The 18414-nt window shown below is 39.4% G+C and carries 10 protein-coding genes; 8 read left to right on the forward strand and 2 right to left on the reverse strand.

The window, feature by feature from the left end; genetic code table 11:
• Window positions 1-29: 29 nt before the first annotated feature.
• Window positions 30-1784, forward strand: coding sequence for a family 16 glycosylhydrolase (locus JAZ75_RS08135; RefSeq protein ID WP_208701105.1), 1755 nt, complete (start codon window positions 30-32; stop codon window positions 1782-1784).
• A 154-nt stretch (window positions 1785-1938) separates the two neighbouring features.
• Here the strand turns inward: JAZ75_RS08135 and JAZ75_RS08140 are convergent, their stop codons facing one another.
• Window positions 1939-5985, reverse strand: coding sequence for a two-component regulator propeller domain-containing protein (locus tag JAZ75_RS08140; RefSeq protein WP_208701107.1), 4047 nt, complete (start codon window positions 5983-5985; stop codon window positions 1939-1941).
• Window positions 5986-6439: 454 nt separating this feature from the next.
• Window positions 6440-9169, reverse strand: coding sequence for a DUF5695 domain-containing protein (locus JAZ75_RS08145; RefSeq protein ID WP_208701108.1), 2730 nt, complete (start codon window positions 9167-9169; stop codon window positions 6440-6442).
• Between the two features lie 203 nt (window positions 9170-9372).
• Here JAZ75_RS08145 and JAZ75_RS08150 point away from each other — a divergent pair, with 203 nt between their 5' ends.
• The 7 genes from JAZ75_RS08150 (at window position 9373) to JAZ75_RS08180 (ending at window position 18375) form a co-directional block, all read left to right on the forward strand.
• Window positions 9373-10236, forward strand: a complete 864-nt coding sequence (locus JAZ75_RS08150) for an AraC family transcriptional regulator (RefSeq protein ID WP_183917739.1) — start codon at window positions 9373-9375, stop codon at window positions 10234-10236.
• Window positions 10237-10348: 112 nt separating this feature from the next.
• Window positions 10349-11251 carry a dihydrodipicolinate synthase family protein gene (locus JAZ75_RS08155; RefSeq protein ID WP_183917737.1) on the forward strand — a complete coding sequence of 301 codons (903 nt, stop codon included), beginning with the start codon at window positions 10349-10351 and terminating at the stop codon, window positions 11249-11251.
• Window positions 11252-11347: 96 nt separating this feature from the next.
• A complete protein-coding gene (locus tag JAZ75_RS08160; RefSeq protein ID WP_208701110.1) occupies window positions 11348-12835 on the forward strand; it encodes an aldehyde dehydrogenase (NADP(+)) in 1488 nt (495 codons plus the stop codon).
• A 21-nt stretch (window positions 12836-12856) separates the two neighbouring features.
• Window positions 12857-13858 carry a 4-hydroxyproline epimerase gene (locus tag JAZ75_RS08165; RefSeq protein WP_208701112.1) on the forward strand — a complete coding sequence of 334 codons (1002 nt, stop codon included), beginning with the start codon at window positions 12857-12859 and terminating at the stop codon, window positions 13856-13858.
• A gap of 22 nt (window positions 13859-13880) precedes the next feature.
• Window positions 13881-15140 (forward strand): NAD(P)/FAD-dependent oxidoreductase, encoded by a 1260-nt coding sequence (locus JAZ75_RS08170; protein ID WP_208701114.1) that lies wholly within the window; start codon window positions 13881-13883, stop codon window positions 15138-15140.
• Window positions 15141-15156: 16 nt separating this feature from the next.
• Window positions 15157-16932, forward strand: coding sequence for a DUF885 family protein (locus JAZ75_RS08175; protein ID WP_208701116.1), 1776 nt, complete (start codon window positions 15157-15159; stop codon window positions 16930-16932).
• A gap of 21 nt (window positions 16933-16953) precedes the next feature.
• Window positions 16954-18375, forward strand: coding sequence for an APC family permease (locus JAZ75_RS08180; RefSeq protein ID WP_208701118.1), 1422 nt, complete (start codon window positions 16954-16956; stop codon window positions 18373-18375).
• The last annotated feature ends 39 nt before the right edge of the window (window positions 18376-18414 follow it).

Genomic DNA, 18414 nt, shown 5'->3' on the forward strand with positions numbered 1-18414 from the left:
AGGATTTTACTAAATAACGTATTTTATTCATGAAAAAACTATACTACTTGATTTTTCTATTGCATCTTACTATACAGGTAAATGCACAACATGTTTCTAAGGCAGGGTATACATTGGTCTGGTCTGATGATTTTGATGAAAACGGATCTGTGAATGATCAAAATTGGAAATTTGAGGAGGGGTTCATGCGTAACCAGGAAGACCAATGGTATCAAAAAGAAAATGTATCCTGTAAAGACGGAATATTGACTATCGAAGCTAGACGAGAGATTAAACCTAATCCTACTTATAAACCGGACAGTCCACATTGGGCGCTTTCGCGACCAGGTATCAGCTATACGTCTGCATCGATTAATACATCTGACAAGCATAGCTGGAAGTATGGCATCTTTGAAATGCGGGCCCGTATTCCCGTGGGTAACGGGTTGTGGCCTGCATTTTGGACGCTAGGAATCGAAAAAGAATGGCCTTCTAACGGGGAAATAGATATTATGGAATATTATAAAGGTAATATTTTAGCAAATATTGCTTCTGGCACGGAGAAGAGATGGCAGGCAAACTGGCATAGTCAGAAAAAAGCGGTTTCTACTTTAGGGGGAAAAGAATGGGCCGAAAAATTTCACGTTTGGACTATGTACTGGGATGAACATGAGATCGCTTTGTATGTGGATGATATACTGATGAATAAAGTGAAGCTGGCTAAATTGACAAACCGTGACGGTACAGGATTTAATCCTTTTAAACAGCCACATTATATCTTACTTAATTTAGCTTTAGGCGGTATCAACGGAGGAGAAGTTGATGAAAATCTCTTACCTGCCAAATATGAGATTGATTATGTCAGGGTATATCAAAAGATTGATAAACAGCAAAAGAAAGAAAAATTCGTACCCGGGGAACTTTGGCAGGATAATCAAGGCAACCACATAAATGCACATGGTGGTGGAATTGTACATCATAATGGTACTTATTATTGGTATGGTGAGAAAAGAGGGGGAACTGAATCACAGGGCGTCAATGTTTATTCTTCTAAAGATCTCTATAACTGGACTTTTGAGAAATTGGCCTTTTCTCCGTCAGATGATAAGGAGAGTGATATTGCTTGGGGTTGTATCATAGAACGACCAAAGGTTATATATAATAAAAGGACTAAAAAATTTGTGATGTGGTTTCATCTCGAGTTAAAGGGTCAAGGTTATGCCGCGGCGCGGGCTGCGGTTGCAATTAGTGATTCTCCCACAGGTCCCTTTAAATTGGTAGACAGCTTTAGACCTAATGGTCATATGTCTAGGGATATGGGACTTTTTGTGGATGAAGATGATACTGCATATCATATCTATTCTTCAGATGAGAATTACGAATTGAGATTATCAAAGTTGACTCCTGATTATTTGGCTCCTACAACATCAGATAAATTATTGTTCAGAAATCATCGCGAAGCTCCTGCATTGTTTAAATACAATAAAAAATATTATTTGTTTACAAGCGGTTGTACAGGTTGGGCACCCAATAAAGCGGAATTGCATGTTGCAGATGATCTTTTTGGCCCCTGGACTTCTTTAGGAGATCCGATGCGTGGCCACGACGCGCAAATTACCTTTGACGCGCAATCTACTTTTGTTTTACCTGTTGCGGGAAAGAAGGACGCCTTTATTTTTATGGCGGACCGCTGGAAGCCTAAAAATTTGTTGGATAGCCGCTACATCTGGCTCCCGATTGATCTTAAGGATGGTCAGATAACCGTTTCGTGGAAAGATCAATGGAAGCTTGATGTATTTAAATAAAAATTTGACGTTCATCAACCGCATTGCTTTGAGGTTTAGAAAATTGATATCAACCAATCAGCCTGTCTGGAACATTAAAAGTCTGTTTTAAATGTGTTATAAACAATTTGAAACAGATTTTTTCACCTTAAAAGTCTGCTTTAAATTGAATTGTCTAATCGGGTAGCCGATTTCTATTTTGAAATGCTTTTCGGTATTTTTTTACATAATCGGAAGGATTTGATCCAAATAGCTTTTTGAACTGTTCTCGAAAATATTTGATGTCGTAAAACCCAGTCATATCAGCAGCTTCATTAATTTTTGCGTCCGTATTGATTAGTATTTCTGCCGCTTTTTTGAGTCTGACCGATCGGATAAATTCATTTATTGTTTGTCCGGATATGGCTTTTATCTTTTTGTAAAAATTGGAATGGCTCATACCAATTTTTGCAGATAATGATGTTACATTCAAATCTTCTAATAAATTCTCTTCGATGATGCGAATACACTTTTCAATGAAATCTTTGTCTTTGTCGGTTATTTTTAATGCATTGGACTGAAGGGTAATTGCATTGAAGAAAAACTCTTGTAGATGCTGACGATTTTTGACTAGCGTATTGACTCTGGCCCGCAGTACAGCCGCATCAAATGGTTTGCTCATATAATCATCTGCCCCAAACCGGATCCCCTCTAGTTTAGTGCTGGAAGAAGCACTGTTGGTGAGTAAGATAACTTGAATATGACTGGATAATGAATTGGATTTTATAGCTTGACAGAGCTCTATACCGTTCATACCATCCATCATTACATCGCTGATCACAACCTCGGGCTGCTTACTTTTAATGGTAGATAATGCATCGATGCCGTTTGCTTCATGATAGACCATATAATCATTTTCAAAAAGCTTAACCAAGTAATCTCGTAGCTGATCATCGTCATCAACAACTAATAAACCTACTTTAGGACTAACAGAATGAAGCTTATTAGACGAGTTTGTTGTTTCTGTTGGTGAAGAGATCCATGTTTCCATTAGCGTTGCGGTATAATTACTAGCTGGATTGGATGAATGGTCCTGTTGATAGTTTTCGTTTAGTAAGGGAAGCTTTAGCTCGAAGACAGTTCCTTGTTCCTGCGAACTTTGATAGGAAATTTCTCCTTTGTGCATCGCTATAAAAGTTCGGGTCAAATACATGCCAATTCCAAATCCAGTCTGTTTTTTTGTTCCATTGCGGTTGTCGGAATAAAATTTTTCAAAAATCTTATCGCCGATATGATCCGGAATTCCGATGCCGGAGTCTTTGATCAATATTTGTATATGCTGTGGATGACATTTTATAGTAAAAGTGATTTGACCATGTTCTGGTGTAAACTTAAAGGCATTTGAGATTAAATTACAAAGTACAATTTCTATTTTTTCTTTATCTGCTTGGATGATAATGTCGTTATGATCTGCAGAAAATTGATAATCAATATGCTGTAGTTTTGCTTGTGCAGAGAAATAGAAATAGATCTCTTCTGCAAAGTGGTGTAAGTTAAATTGACTAATGTGAAGTTTCTCACCCTGTTCCTCCGCTTTTCTAAAAATTAATAATTGATCGACAAGACTTAGAAGGCGTTTGGCATTCCGGTGCACCACTTGTAATGTGGCTGAATTCCGGTTATCTTCATCGCTTTGCAACAGGTCTGTTATAGGATTAATAATTAAAGTAAGTGGCGTCCTGAATTCATGTGATATGTTCGTGAAAAAGGCTTGCCTTTTTTCATAAATTTCCCGTTCCTTGATGACATGCAATTGCGAAACTTCAACCTGATATTGGAGTGCCGTTTGTTTGTTTCGATAGCGATTGTAGTAATAAAAGGCACATGCTATCCCTGATAAATAAATGAGATAAGACCACCAGCTGCGGTACCAAGGGGGTAATATACGGATCGTTAGCGTTACAATGTTTTTTGTCCACTTGCCTTCAGTATCTGTTGAATTGATCAGTAATGTATACTTTCCTTCGTATAGATTATTATAATTAATGGAACGGGAGACTCCTGCATCATTCCAATTTTTATCCCAACCTTCCAGCATATACCTGTACTTGATCTTGTGGGGTGAGGCGAACTCTAAGGCTACATAGTCAATGGATATTGATGATCCATAGGATAATGTTATTTGGGAAATCTGATGTTTATCATTGAGTTGAACCTGATGAGTGGAGTCATTCAGTTTAATATTATTAATTTTGATGGCAGTCAATGCCAGTGATGGTATGTGTTTTCTGGCTTGGATCTTGTCAGGATCAAATAAGTCAAATCCATTGATACCGCCAAAGATGAGTTGTCCGTCACTTAGTTTATGAGCGGCACTATACGAAAATTCATTGTTCAGCAGACCATCTGTTTGATCGTAATTTGTGAATGTTTTTGTCGCTGTATTAAATCTAGACAGACCATTAAAAGTACTTAACCATAAATTTCCTTTCCGATCTTCTAAGATATTTAAAACAGAATTGTTCGAGAGTCCATTGCTCTGGGAATAATTAACTTTTATTTTTTTGATGTTTGGATCAAATTCAATCAGTCCACGACCTTCGGTGCCGATCCACATACGACCTTTGCTGTCGATATAGATTGAACGGACGGGTTTTCCAATGTCATAAGATTCAAAAGTTTGCGATTGTTTATTAATCTTTATTAATGTGTTATAATTTCCAGCCCAAAGACTTCCTGATTTATCTTCGATTAAGCAGTTCAGATCGATTAAGGAATCATTGAATTGCTCGAATCGATCTGTGATTGGGTTATATTTGTAGAGGTATCCATTTGAAAAAGTAGTTGCCCAAATATTTCCTGCAGCATCTTCTAATAGAATCTGTACGCTACTATTGATCAATCCACTCTTAGCAATACAGCTGTAGGTTTTAGATTTACCATGTTGCTCATATCGGACAATCCCATTGTCGGTTGCTGACCAGATGTTACCCTTACGATCTGCTAAAATATTATTAATAACATTGTCCGTTAAGTTCTGATCCCCTTTTTTTATAGTTCGAAATAGGTTTGTGGAACGGTTCCATATATACAGTCCATTTCCTTCTGTGCCTATCCAAAGTGTGGATGGATCAACTTGAGCAAAGGAGCGTACAAATTTTGGATAGTTAGTACTGTTTTGTAATGATATATCCTGCTGTGATTGGAAATTCAGTTGCTGATCATCAATCAAATGGATACCTCCCTTAGCAGTTCCAATCCATTTTTTGTTGTCTTGTCCTACATAGGTCGTATAGATCGCATTGCTCGTTAAGGCATGCGGAGCTAAGGAAGACTGATTCAGATAGCGCACATTATCGGTTTTTAAATCGATGATGGATATGCCATTGTCTTGGGTAGAAACCCATAACTGATTGTCATTGACTAGGGTTATTTGATTGACCTGATCTGAACTTATTTTTTTTTGAAATACTTTTGATATTTTTCGAGATGCGTTATGAAAAGTGTATACACCGTGGTAGTTTGCTATAAAAATATCGCCTGTTTGATTACTGGCCATACTTGTTGCTTCTAGAATATCATGATTGATAAGTTGTAATTCTTGACTTTGAATATCGAATCGATATAAACCTCTGTCACTAATAAATACCCAGATTTGATTTTTTTTATCAATATGGATTACAGGAACGGAGTAATCCACTACCGATTTTTCTTTGTCAAATTTTAATGGAATACGGATGGCATTATCCCGGTTATTTTCTTTGAGTAATAGTCCTAATCCGTTTGTCCCAATATAAACATTGTTTTTTTTGTCAACTTGAATCGTCTTTGTGTCAACATTCATGATATATTTCGTTTCAGGATTGTCATAGTCTAAGAAAGACAAAAGGGAAAAAGTATCAAAATTTCGGTCATAAATAGCAACGCCTTGTCCTGTGCCGATCCATAATTTTTTTAATTGATCTTCTACAATGCAATAAATATAATTGTGGGGAAGACTATTGGTCTGATTCAGCTGATTGCGGTATGCTTTGATTTCGTAACCATCGTAACGGTTTAATCCATCAAATGTGCCAAACCACATGTAGCCTTGGCTATCTTGAAAGATTGATTTAACCGAACTGTTCGATATTTGCTGATTGATATTCGAATTCGTGATTTGACTTACTGCACTCCACGGTTGTGTACAATACAATAGAAGCAGTATTGAAATTAATAGTTGATGAAATTTATGACTGTTCATTGTTGTGATTTTTCCATTCAACAGCATTTATCTTGGTTAAAAATGGCTTTTTATTTACCAAAACAAATGCTGCTATTTCCCTTGTCATCAGATTTTTAAATATCAAATATTTTTAAATATCATTTATTTATAGATAGACATTATACGCTAAACGACACCTCGTTTGGAGACATATTTTATATTTAAAACCGGTGATTTTTTAAAGATATAGAATGTTTAATAAATAATAAGTGTTTGCTTTACATTTATCAAGCTAACAGATCTTTTAAAATGAAGATACAGGTGGGTAATAGATAGGTTTTTGTAAAACTCATCTTCGTAGGAAGAATGCTTTATTCGATGTGAAATAATAAATATGAGTATGACTCAAAATTGAGGCAGAAATTTGAAACACTAAAAAGCCCTGTTTAATTCTAAACAGGGCTTTTCTGCAAGAAGATAAATGACCTTGCTATTACTTTATTTTTATAAGTTTCACGGTATTCGTATTTGCGGGTATATGGTAACGGTTGTATTTATCCTTGTTAAATCCTTCAATTTCATAGCCACTTTCCGGATTGATATTCAGCAAAATATTTGGTACTATCGCGGATTGACTTGTATTAAAGTTTAAGAAGACAGTTTTATCTTTTAGATTGTAGGTGAGTGTTTCAATTTCTCCGGCATCGGACGTTAACCATAAATTTTCTTTGGCAAGAAAAACACGGCCTTTTGAAGCTGTTTTTATTGCGACTTCGATGTTATTTTTATTGGCTTTCAGGTTACCACTAAATGCCAACCAGCCAAATTCTGGATGTTCTATGATGTAAGTGCCTGAGTTTACGGCATAGCCATAAAACCCAGTCCCGTAATCGCCAGATATACCATCATTAGCTAAAGTAGAGGGGTAAGAATGGAATGCTGCGGGACCAAAACCATCTGCAGTTACATTGGCTAATGCTCCCATCATACCTGCATGACCTACGCGGAGCAGGTAGAAATCATCAGGGTGATCTCGGTATTCTGTTAATACAGGGATAGCATTTAATGCGGAACCATAATGATGAAGTTGACGCTCGATGCGGGATAGTTTTCCCCCATATACAAAATCCCAATACCGGCGCGCACTACCGTTGTATCCCCAATGTGGTACTGTAGGCATATAAGCAAGAATGGCATTTAAGGTAACTTGAGTTTTGTCGTCAAAACCAAAGTATCGAGACCATAAATATACTTCTTCTTGGCCTGTAGAATCCCAGGGCATCTCACTTCCAAATGGATAATCAAGACTTTTCCAATGTTCGGCACGTTTACGCATCGCCGCTTCCAATTTATTGGCCGCATCTGTTAATCCCTCCCGACGCAAATCATGGAGAATAAGCAAAAATATACTGCCTTCCATCTGACCAAATTGTGCATAGTAGGGGGCTTTTTCAATCATCGCCATGCTGGTTTGAAAAGCTCGGTCTAAATAGACATCCCAGTTTTCTTCTTGCACCAGATTGTGATAATCGCGAGCGAGCCGATACATGACCCAATGTGCCGCCGCAACATGGGGATAGTTATAGGAGCGTCCAATGTTATCCGCTTCTTTTTTAGGCCATGCCGACCAAGTCTTCCAATTGATATCTGTTTGGTAAGTACCTGCTGGCAGGGAATCTGGTTCGTAGTAAAATAGACTTTTGACCACACCATATTTTTGATCACCTTCCTTATGTTGAATACGACCGTACATGGTTTCATTGACAAAGCGTTTTAACTTGGCGATCTCTTTGGCATTAGGCTGTAAGACCTGCTTCATGATTGCAGCTAGCCAACTAGCTGCTCCGGCCTCATCACTCAAGCCCGCATACCAAGCTCGCTGTTCTTGCGTGACTAGTTTCTTCTCTTCATAATCGTAACTGATAACTGCGGGAGACCTTCCAAAAAGATCGTTATCATTTTCGTACCACTGTGCCGTCGTTAAGAAGTTGCCAAGATCATTGACCACATCTTTTTCTGACTTGATGACTTTATATTGGATGGTTTGTTCGATGCCATCCTGGTAGGTAATGGTCAATCGTGCACGACCCCATTGTTGACCTTTAACCTCATATTGATGCCATTTCTGAGGTGTATCTTTTTGCTTAGTAACAAGTAAAGAGCCCTCAGGATAGACCGAAATGTTTTTAATGGCTTTGCTATGTTTGATAAATAACTTGACCGGATTATCTAATGGAACGACATACCCGGGAGCTCCAACTGCCACAGGTCTGTTATTTTTTAAAAGCGTATTTTCGATTTCTTTGATACTTGGCGCGAGTACAAACTTGAGTGCAAATGTTTTGGATTCATTCGGTTTTAATAGGGTCGAAGTTGGTGTATTCCATTGTTCTACTCCTTTCCACTCTGTTTCTGCAAGTGCTTTACTATGGATCATCCATTCATGGAAACCTTCGAAAGTAATACTTTTTGGTGTAGGATCAGTGTTTAAGGGGTTGTATGCCTCAAATCCTGCATTGGCATATGGTAGAACCAATAGGCTTGGGCCATTTCCATGTAAATGGTTCACTTGCATATAACCTGCATCTTTTCCAATGTAGGGGTCGAAAAACACATTTTGTGCATGCGCCTGATTCAAGTTTTTCCAATCCATATTGTTATTGAAGGGTAGCGGTATTCCTAAAGCACCGATTTCAATAGGTTGATCGGTAGAATTGGTGATTTGAAACTTTAAGATCAGATCGCCGTTTACATTTTCCCAACTTCGCACAACTTTTAAAGGAATATCTCCTAATGTCGGAGTGATATCGGCAGCAGCCAGAACTGTTTTTGAGGGCGTTATTTCAATGACTTTTTTACGGTCTTTAGCCGAAGAATAACTTGACCAATGGGTCTCTCCTTGTCGTTTAAGACTGATGTTGATATCGCCAAGATGGAAAAAGTTATTACGGTCACGTTTATGGAGCATTTCAACAGGAGTATAATCGAAAGCATCATCACCATTTACTTGTTGGAAGGCTGATAAAGTTTGTGATGTACGGAGCACTTTAATTTTTAGCCCATCTAAGCCAAAGCTTTTGGCTCCCTGGTCTATGCCTAAAGTCGCAGGCTGACTTTTTGTTGCCTTCCATACCGGATGTTCATCCTGCTGACTGAATGCCGGAATACTATATTGGAGGTAAAATAAAGTAAATAGGAGATAACAACTTTTCTTTAAATTCATTTTGCAAAGTTTAGAGATTCATTATTCTTTAATAGGGTATCAGGTGAACTGTTACAAATTTGACTTATTAAGTCCTTTATTTATTACCAGATTTTAACAATGTGTAGCATGTTATTGATATAAAGCAACAAAATATTTGTTTTGTCAACAAGTAAACCATAAATTTAATGTACAAATGACATTTATTACAAACCAATCTATTTATGAAACCAATTCAATATCGGGTTCCTGTTCCCAAAGATAGGAGCGTTTTTATTCAGGAAGATTTTTTGGATAAGTTTTACCCTCATTTGCATTGTCATGAGGAGTATCAGTTAATTTGGATTAAGGCGGGAGCTGGACAATTGCTAGTAGATGATAATGTACATTATTTTGAAAAGGATGATATCTTCCTTTTAGGGTCTAACCAAGCACATGTGTTTAAAAATGATTTGTTACACGGGTATGTTCAATCTATTTCTATTTTCTTTAGTTTAAAAGGAACATTGTCAAAGATTTTGAATGTCCCCGAATTAAGCACATTACTTGATTTTATTGACAATAACTGCCGGGGTTTTAAAGTTCCTAAAATATACTTGCCACAAGTGAGCCGAAGAATAGAAGCACTCAAGAATTCGGATAGTTTGGGACAGCTGGTCAGTTTTTTTTATTTGTTGAAATCTTTGAATAAACTTTCATTCAATCTTAAACCACTTTCGGGAATAGCATCTAATGGCTTGGGTGAAGTTGGATCTTTTAGGATCACAACCTTGTGCAATTTTCTTGAAAATAATTATAAGAATAACATTTGCTTGAGTGAAATAGCCGAAAAGGCTAATCTGACACCGCAGGCCTTTTGTCGTTATTTTAAGAAAAGTACAGGCAAAACGTTTATTTCTTATTTGAATGAATTGCGGGTAAGGGAAGCCTGCCGTTTACTTGGAGGAAAAGATTATGACTGCATTTCGATCGTTGCTTACGACTCGGGATTCAATAGCATTACAAATTTTAACCGCGTTTTTCGAAATATACTAGGAATCTCGCCCAAGATGTATGTTGCTAATTATAGGAATTTACTTTACGGGTAGTTCAAAATGTTAATATCCAATAAGTAATTATTAAAACCCGGTTAGTTTACTTCTTTAATAGTTGGTTTCTTTGATAAAAGAAAATATTAAACTAATTAAGTAAAAACCAACTATGGCTGAATTAAATTGGAAGGGTGTTTACCCAGCAGTATTGACCCCCTTTAAAGAGAATGGTGAGATTGACTTTGATATGTTTGCTAAGAATACCGAAGCACAGATTAAAGCAGGGGTGCACGGAATTATCATTGCAGGATCATTGGGTGATGCAGCAGTTCTGGATACGGATGAAAAATTTGAATTATTGACTTATGCAATCCAGGTTATTGCAGGCCGAGTACCTATTATATTAAACATCGCAGAAAATACAACTGAACATGCTGTTAATTTTGCTGTTAAAGCAAAGGAATTAGGTGCAGACGGTTTAATGTTATTGCCTCCGATGCGCTATAGAGCTGATGACCGTGAGGTAGTTACTTATTTTAAAGCAGTAGCCAATGCGACAGATTTACCTATTTTGATCTATAACAATCCTGTTGATTATGCTGTGTTTGTGTCAACAGTAATGTTTGATGAATTGAAAGACTGTCCAACGATCGTTGCGGTTAAGGAATCTACTCGAGATTTGACTAATATAACCCGGATGAAAAATAAATTTGGAGACCGGTTTAAGATATTAGGTGGTGTGGATACCATCTCGTTGGAGTCAATTTTAGTGGGTGCTGATGGATGGGTCTTTGGATTAGTGGATGCTTTTCCAAATGAAACTGTTGCGATGTACAATTATGCCGTAAATGGCGAATACGATAAGGCATTAGAAATTTATCGTTGGTTTATGCCTTTGCTGGAACTGGATATTCACCCTAAGCTTATTCAATATATTAAGCTTGCGGCAACAGCTGAAGGAATAAGTACGCCACACCTTCGTGCACCTAGACTTCCGTTGATAGGTGAGGAAGCGGAGAGAATCAATAAAGTTATTGCTGATGGTATTGCTAATCGTCCTCAGTTAAATTAGGATCTGCTCGTTGAATAGCGTTAAAGTACTGTGGGCGATTGGTGAATACTATTCGCCTACAGTTCGTTTTTACATAAAAAAATTGGATTAAAAAAAATGAATCAATCACAAGTTTATTTGGATGAGCGTATTCGCATAGCGGCAGAAGCATTTCAATTTTTGAAATCTACGACGATTGCACAACGGGCAGCATTTATGCATGCCGTTGCAACTGAAATTGAAGAGTTAGGCCCAGAACTTTTGGAGACTGCTCATGCGGAGACGGCATTGCCGTTGCCTCGTCTTACAGGAGAAAAGGCTCGGACAGTAGGGCAATGGCGCAGTTATGCCAATGCGGTTGCATTGGGTATTTATACGGAAGCCCGTATCGATTTAGCAAATTCTGAAACGGGTAAAAGTGATATCCGGAAATTCAATTTGGGTATAGGACCTGTTGTTGTATTCGGGGCCAGTAATTTTCCATTTGCCTTTTCTACGGCTGGAGGTGATACGGCCAGTGCCATTGGTGCAGGTTGTCCGGTGATTGTGAAAGGTCATTCGGGACATTCCCAAACATCGACCATTATGGCCGATACCATAGCTACTGTTATTAAGAGATTCGGCTGGCCTGAAGGGGTATTTAGCCATATTCTCGGAGCCAATATGGAGGGTACGGATACTAAGATAGGCGCTTATCTGACTGCCCATCCTCTTGTGAAAGCCGTCGGCTTTACGGGCTCGTATTGGGGTGGAAAAGCCCTGTTTGATATCGCTAACCAACGGGAAGAACCGATACCGGTATTTGCCGAGATGGGAAGTATCAATCCGGTATTTGCCTTTACCCATCTTTTAACTGACCGTGCGGAAGCGCTTGCAAAAGAATACGCCGCTTCACTGACTTTGGGTGTGGGCCAGTTCTGTACCAACCCTGGGGTATTTATAGCTGTAAAAGGTGATGCTCTAGAACGGTTTAAAAAAGCATTGGCATCGGAAATAGCTGTTATAGCACCGGGTACCATGCTCAATAAGGGGATCTATGAACATTTTGAAAAAAATAAAATAACGTTAAGCAGCCAAAATGCGGTAGCGGTAATTGCCGAATCGCGTATTGAAGCTACTCTAGGTCAGGGACGTCCAAGAATTATTAGGACTACGGCAAGCAATTTTTTGAAAAACCAGGTATTGAGTGAGGAAGTATTTGGTCCTTTTGCGGTATTGGTAGAAGCGGAAAATAATGCAGAGGTATTGGCTATTGCGCAACAACTTAAAGGGCAACTGACCATTACAATTGCAGGGACTACGGAAGATGTGAAGGAGCATCAAGATGTTTTCAATGTGGTAAAAGATAAAGCGGGACGTCTGCTCTTTAATGGTATGCCCACTGGAGTAGAGGTTGTTTATGCTATGCAACATGGCGGTCCTTTTCCTTCTTGTACTGATCCCCGGTTCACCTCTGTTGGACCAGATGCAGTGAAGCGTTTTGTACGCCCATTATCTTTTCAGAATTGGCCCGATGAATTTTTGCCAGAGGAGTTGAAAAATGAAAACCCATTAGGCATTGCACGTATCGTAGATGGTGCTGTGGTAACAAAAACAAGTATTTAGGACAATTTTGTATAGCAATTGATGAAGAAAACATTTTTTTGTATTGATTCCCACACCTGTGGTTGCCCTGTGAGGCTGGTAGCAGGAGGAGGACCTGTGTTGCGTGGAAACTCAATGATGGAGCGTCGGCTGCATTTTATGGAAGAATATGACTGGATTCGTAAAGGACTGATGTTTGAACCGCGAGGTCATGATATGATGAGCGGTAGTATTCTGTATCCGCCTACAGACCCCAATAATGATACCGGTGTACTTTATATTGAAACCAGTGGTTGTCTTCCGATGTGTGGTCACGGAACCATTGGGACTGTGACGCTTGCGATCGAGGAGGGCTTGGTCATTCCAAAAGTCCCGGGTAAGCTGCGATTAGAAACTCCGGCCGGTTTAATCCTGATCGATTATGTACAAGAAGGTCCGAAGGTTAAAACGGTTAAACTGACGAATGTAAAGTCTTTTCTTTATAAAGAGGCGCTGACCGTACTGTGTCCAGACTTGGGAGAGATCGTGGCCGATGTCGCCTATGGTGGAAACTTTTATGCCATCATAGATCCTCAAAAGAATTTTAAAGATATCAGCGATTTTTCGGCTAGTCAGCTCATTCATTATGGAAAGATTATTCGTCGTCTCCTTAATGAGAAGACAGATTTTATTCATCCTGAAGATCAAAATATATATGGTCTTAGCCATATACAATGGACGGGAAATCCCACTAAAAAAAATTCTACAGGAAGAAATGCGGTGTTGGTCGGTGAAAATGCACTGGATAGGTCTCCTTGCGGTACCGGAACCTCTGCCCGTATGGCACAATGGTATGCTAAAGGGAAGTTGAGCAGGGGGGAGGAATTTGTTCATGAGAGTTATATCGGTTCGCAATTTGTCGGTCGTATTGAAGAAGAAACGAAGACAATATCGGGCCAGCCAGCAATCATTCCTTCGGTAGAGGGATGGGCAAGAATTACGGGCTATAGTCAGATCATTATTGATGACGAAGATCCGTACAAAGAAGGATTTCAGGTTATGTAATTATTATTAAAATATCAAAAACGTGTCAACACATAATAAAGGAAAAGTTGCTATCATAGGAGCGGGGATTGCAGGCTTATCCACCGCTTATTACCTCTTACAGGATGGTTGGGAAGTTCAGATTTTGGAGAAGGGTGACGGGCAAGATAATTGCTCCTATGGCAATGCAGGAATGATCGTTCCCAGCCATTTCACCCCATTGGCAGCACCGGGTATCGTAGCACAGGGTGTAAAATGGATGCTAAACAGTAAAAGCCCGTTTTACGTTAGACCCTCATTGAATTTTTCATTGATAGACTGGGGTTTGAAGTTTTTGAAACATGCCAATGAAAAACATGTAAACCGAAATGCAGCAGCTATACGTGATTTGAATCTTGCAAGTAGCCGCTCATATGATGAATTGGCGCAACAGGAAGGTTTTGATTTTGAGCTAAGACAGAACGGTATTATGATGCTTTATAAATCAAGCCATGTCGCACATGAAGAAATTGAATTGGCAGAAAAGGCTCAAAACTTGGGATTGGATGTGGAAGTTTTTGATCAAGCAGGGATTCAGGCTTTAGAACCTAATCTGCGAATGGATACGATCGGTGGTATTTTATACAAATGCGATGGTATCTTGTACCCCCCAAAATTGATGAAAATATTGACCGATTACCTGCTCGCTCATGGGGTGAGATTCAACTATCAAACAGCGGTGTCAGGATTCAAGTTTTCAGGTAAAAAGGTGTCTGAAATCATTACTTCAAAAGGGACATTTCATGCGGATGAAATTGTCGTAACAGGTGGAGCTTCTCTCCCTGCATTAGCTTCTAAATTACAGTTAAAGTTGCCTTTGATGCCTGGAAAGGGATACTCCTTCATGCATAATACAACGGGGAATAACCAGATGGTGCATGCTGCGCTGTTGCTGGAAGCACGTGTGGCGGTGACGCCTATGAATAATCAAATCCGCTTCAGTGGAACCATGGAATTAGGTCCGGCTAATGATAAAATATACAGCAACCGGGTAAAGGGCATCGTCGAGTCAATACCAAAATATTTTCCTGATCTGCAAGTTGATTATCCGAAAGATATTTGGTTTGGCTACAGACCATGTTCACCAGATGGGCTTCCATATTTGGGCAGGACTTCCAAATACAGTAATGTCAGCATTGCTGGTGCGGGTGGTATGATGGGGTTGAGTCTAGGACCTGCTTACGGAAAAGCGATCACGGCCTTACTGTCCAACAAAGCCACCGAAACAGATATCACGGGCTTTAATCCGGATCGGTTTCAATAGACAAAAATAAGCCTAAATGATGAAGAAAAACAACAATTACCCTAACGTAAAGAAATTTATAGTCCTTGGAGTGCTTTGTATGGCTTCTTCGCTAACAGATGCCCAAAATATGGATTTGTATCAGCACACAACACCTATTGAGCCTTATATCATACAATATCGACATGATCTGCAGGCTGTCAATTATTTTTATGGGCCAATGCCTAAAAATTGGGGATTTCAGCAGTCGGTAGCCTCTCCCGAGCAGATCAATAGACTGGTCAAAATCGATGAAGACTATTTAGCTAAATTAAAACAATTTGATTATAATAGACTGAATACAAACGGTCAGGTTGATTATATTCTGCTGAGCCAGAAAGTGCAGCGGCATCAAGAAGAGCTGAAAGAAACATTCGCTTCTTACAACCGACTGAAGGCCTATTTACCCTTTGCCGAAAATATTCTTCAATTTGAACAGAAACGTCGTCGCGGTGCCGCAGTGGTCGGAAAGGATGTTGCCATAGTGTTAGAAAAAACGACTGATCAGGTTTCTGAATCGATTCAAAAGCTAGAAAATGTGGCCGCGATTGAATCTGCTGATGTCAATTTTTTGGTCAATATGGTGGAGTCATTGCGAGTCCGTTTGGAGAGTGCGTTCGATTTCTATAATGGATATGACCCGATGTTTACCTGGTGGGTCCCTAAATCTTATGAAAGTTTAAATGAAAAACTGATTCAATATAAAACTGCTTTGCAGGGAAAGAGCAACTGGAAAGTCTTTAATGATGGCAGTAATATTGGTGGGCAACCGATCGGAAAATCTGCACTCAACAAAAAGTTACGTGAAGAAATGATTGCATATAATGCGGATGAGTTGTTGCGTATCGCTGATCAGGAATGGGAATGGTGTGTGGCAGAGTTATTAAAAGCTTCTCGTGAGATGGGATTTGGAGACGATTGGAAGGCCGCGCAGGAAAAGGTTAAAAACACCTATGTGCCAGAAGGGCAACAACCTGGTCTGATCAATGAATTGTATGATCGAGCCCAAGCATTTATCAAGGAGCACGAGCTAATTGCAATTCCTGAATTGGCGGATGAGACCTGGGGAATGATTATGATGACTCCTGAACGGCAGTTGGTGAATCCATTTTTTACCGGAGGACGTGAGATCAGTATTTCGTATCCAACCAATACCATGACTTATGATCAAAAAATGATGAGCATGCGCGGTAACAATCCACATTTTTCTTTGGGTACGGTGCAACATGAACTCAATCCGGGGCATCATCTACAGTATTTTATGAATAAAAGGTATAAGCCTTATCGGGAGGAGAATTTCAATACACCATTCTGGACCGAAGGCTGGACCTTATATTGGGAATTACTGCTCTATAGAATGGGATTTGCCAAGACTCCGGAAGAACGTATCGGGATGTTATTTTGGCGAATGCATCGTTGTGCGCGGATTACTTTCAGCATTAAATTTCATTTGGGCGAATGGACACCACAACAATGTGTGGATTATTTAGTCAATCAGGTCGGTCATGAACCTGCAAACGCACATGGAGAGGTGAAGCGATCATTTGAAGGTTCTTACGATCCTTTATACCAATTGGCTTATTTAATCGGTGGTTTACAGCTATTGAGTATCAGTGATGAATTGGTAGGATCGGAGAAAATGTCCTACACTGAATTTCATGATCGGGTCATCAAGGAAAATTACTTACCGATGGAGATGCTGAGGGCGATATTGACAAACCAAAAGCTTGAACCTAACCATCAAGCAAAATGGAAATTTTATGATTTTAAATAAGTGCAATCCAAACTTTAATCTATGAGTAATCAAGAAAATAGTCAAGATTTCAAAAAGTCACTAGGTTTGTTGGATGCAACAATGCTCGTTGCGGGAAGTATGATCGGTTCGGGGATCTTTATTGTGTCGTCGGATATCGCCCGAAATACGGGGTCTGCTGGCTGGCTGATGGTGGTTTGGTTGATCTGCGGATTTATGACTTTAGCCGCCGCTTTGAGTTATGGCGAACTGAGTGCTATGTTTCCGAAAGCTGGTGGTCAGTATATTTATCTCCAAGAAGCCTATGGACCGGTTGTCAGTTTCACATTTGGATGGACTTTTTTTGCCGTGATCCAAACGGCTACGATTGCAGCTGTGGGGGTTGCTTTTGCTAAGTTTACCGCTTATTTATTTCCGGTACTGGATGAAGATGTGTATTTGCTGGTACTGGGTGACTATCATATATCATCTGCTCAAGTGTTAGCTATCGCTGTCATTGTGCTGCTTACCTTTATTAATACAGGCGGTGTAAAGAATGGTAAAACAGTACAGACAGTGCTGACATTGATCAAAATATTAAGTTTGGTGCTGTTGGTTATTTTTGGTTTTGCAGCTTTCGATCTGGAGGTGTGGAATCAAAACTGGTCTTCAGAGCATATGTGGAATCTACAACGATTAAATACGGATGGATCGACGGCAGATTATGCCACTTTTGGGGCATTTGGAGCTATATCTGCGGCATCGGTAGGCGCATTGTTCAGCAGCGATTCCTGGCACTCATCTTCTGCTGTAGCAGGTGAGATCAAGAATCCGCAACGCAACATTGGTTTGAGTTTAGCACTGGGAACGCTAATGGTAACAGTGATCTATATTTTGACCAATCTGATGTATACAGGTGTGTTGACAATAGAGGAGATGGCCAGCGCTCCTAAGGATCGTGTTGCCATGCTCGTAGCGCAAGAAATTTTCGGTCCTGTTGGTATTGCCATCTTGGCGATTATGATTATGGTCAGCACTTTTGGCTGTAATAATGGGCTGATTTTGGCTGGGGCAAGAATCTATTATTCTATGGCTAAGGATGGTTTGTTTTTTAAGAAAACGGGCACCTTAAATAAGAATGCCGTACCGGCTTACGCGTTATGGTTACAGGCGGTGATAGCTGCAATATGGTGTTTAACAGGTAAGTATGGCGATTTATTGGATATGATAACCTGTGTGGTTGTCATGTTTTATGTTTTGTGCATCATCGGAATTTTTTGGTTGCGATATAAGCGCCCCGATGTACCGAGACCTTATAAGGCCTTTGGTTATCCTTTTATACCAGCTATCTATATTTTGATGGGGATCTCGTTTATTATTCTGTTGGTGATCTATAAACCGCAATTTACCTGGCCAGGTATTATCATCACACTTTTGGGGATCCCATTATACTATTTTGTGAAACAGAAAGATGTAAAGACCTAGTCTTACTTAATTTTTTATCCTGTCTGTACAAATTAAAGG

The sequence above is a fragment of the Sphingobacterium sp. UDSM-2020 genome (genome assembly GCF_016132525.1).
Classification (GTDB): domain Bacteria; phylum Bacteroidota; class Bacteroidia; order Sphingobacteriales; family Sphingobacteriaceae; genus Sphingobacterium; species Sphingobacterium anhuiense.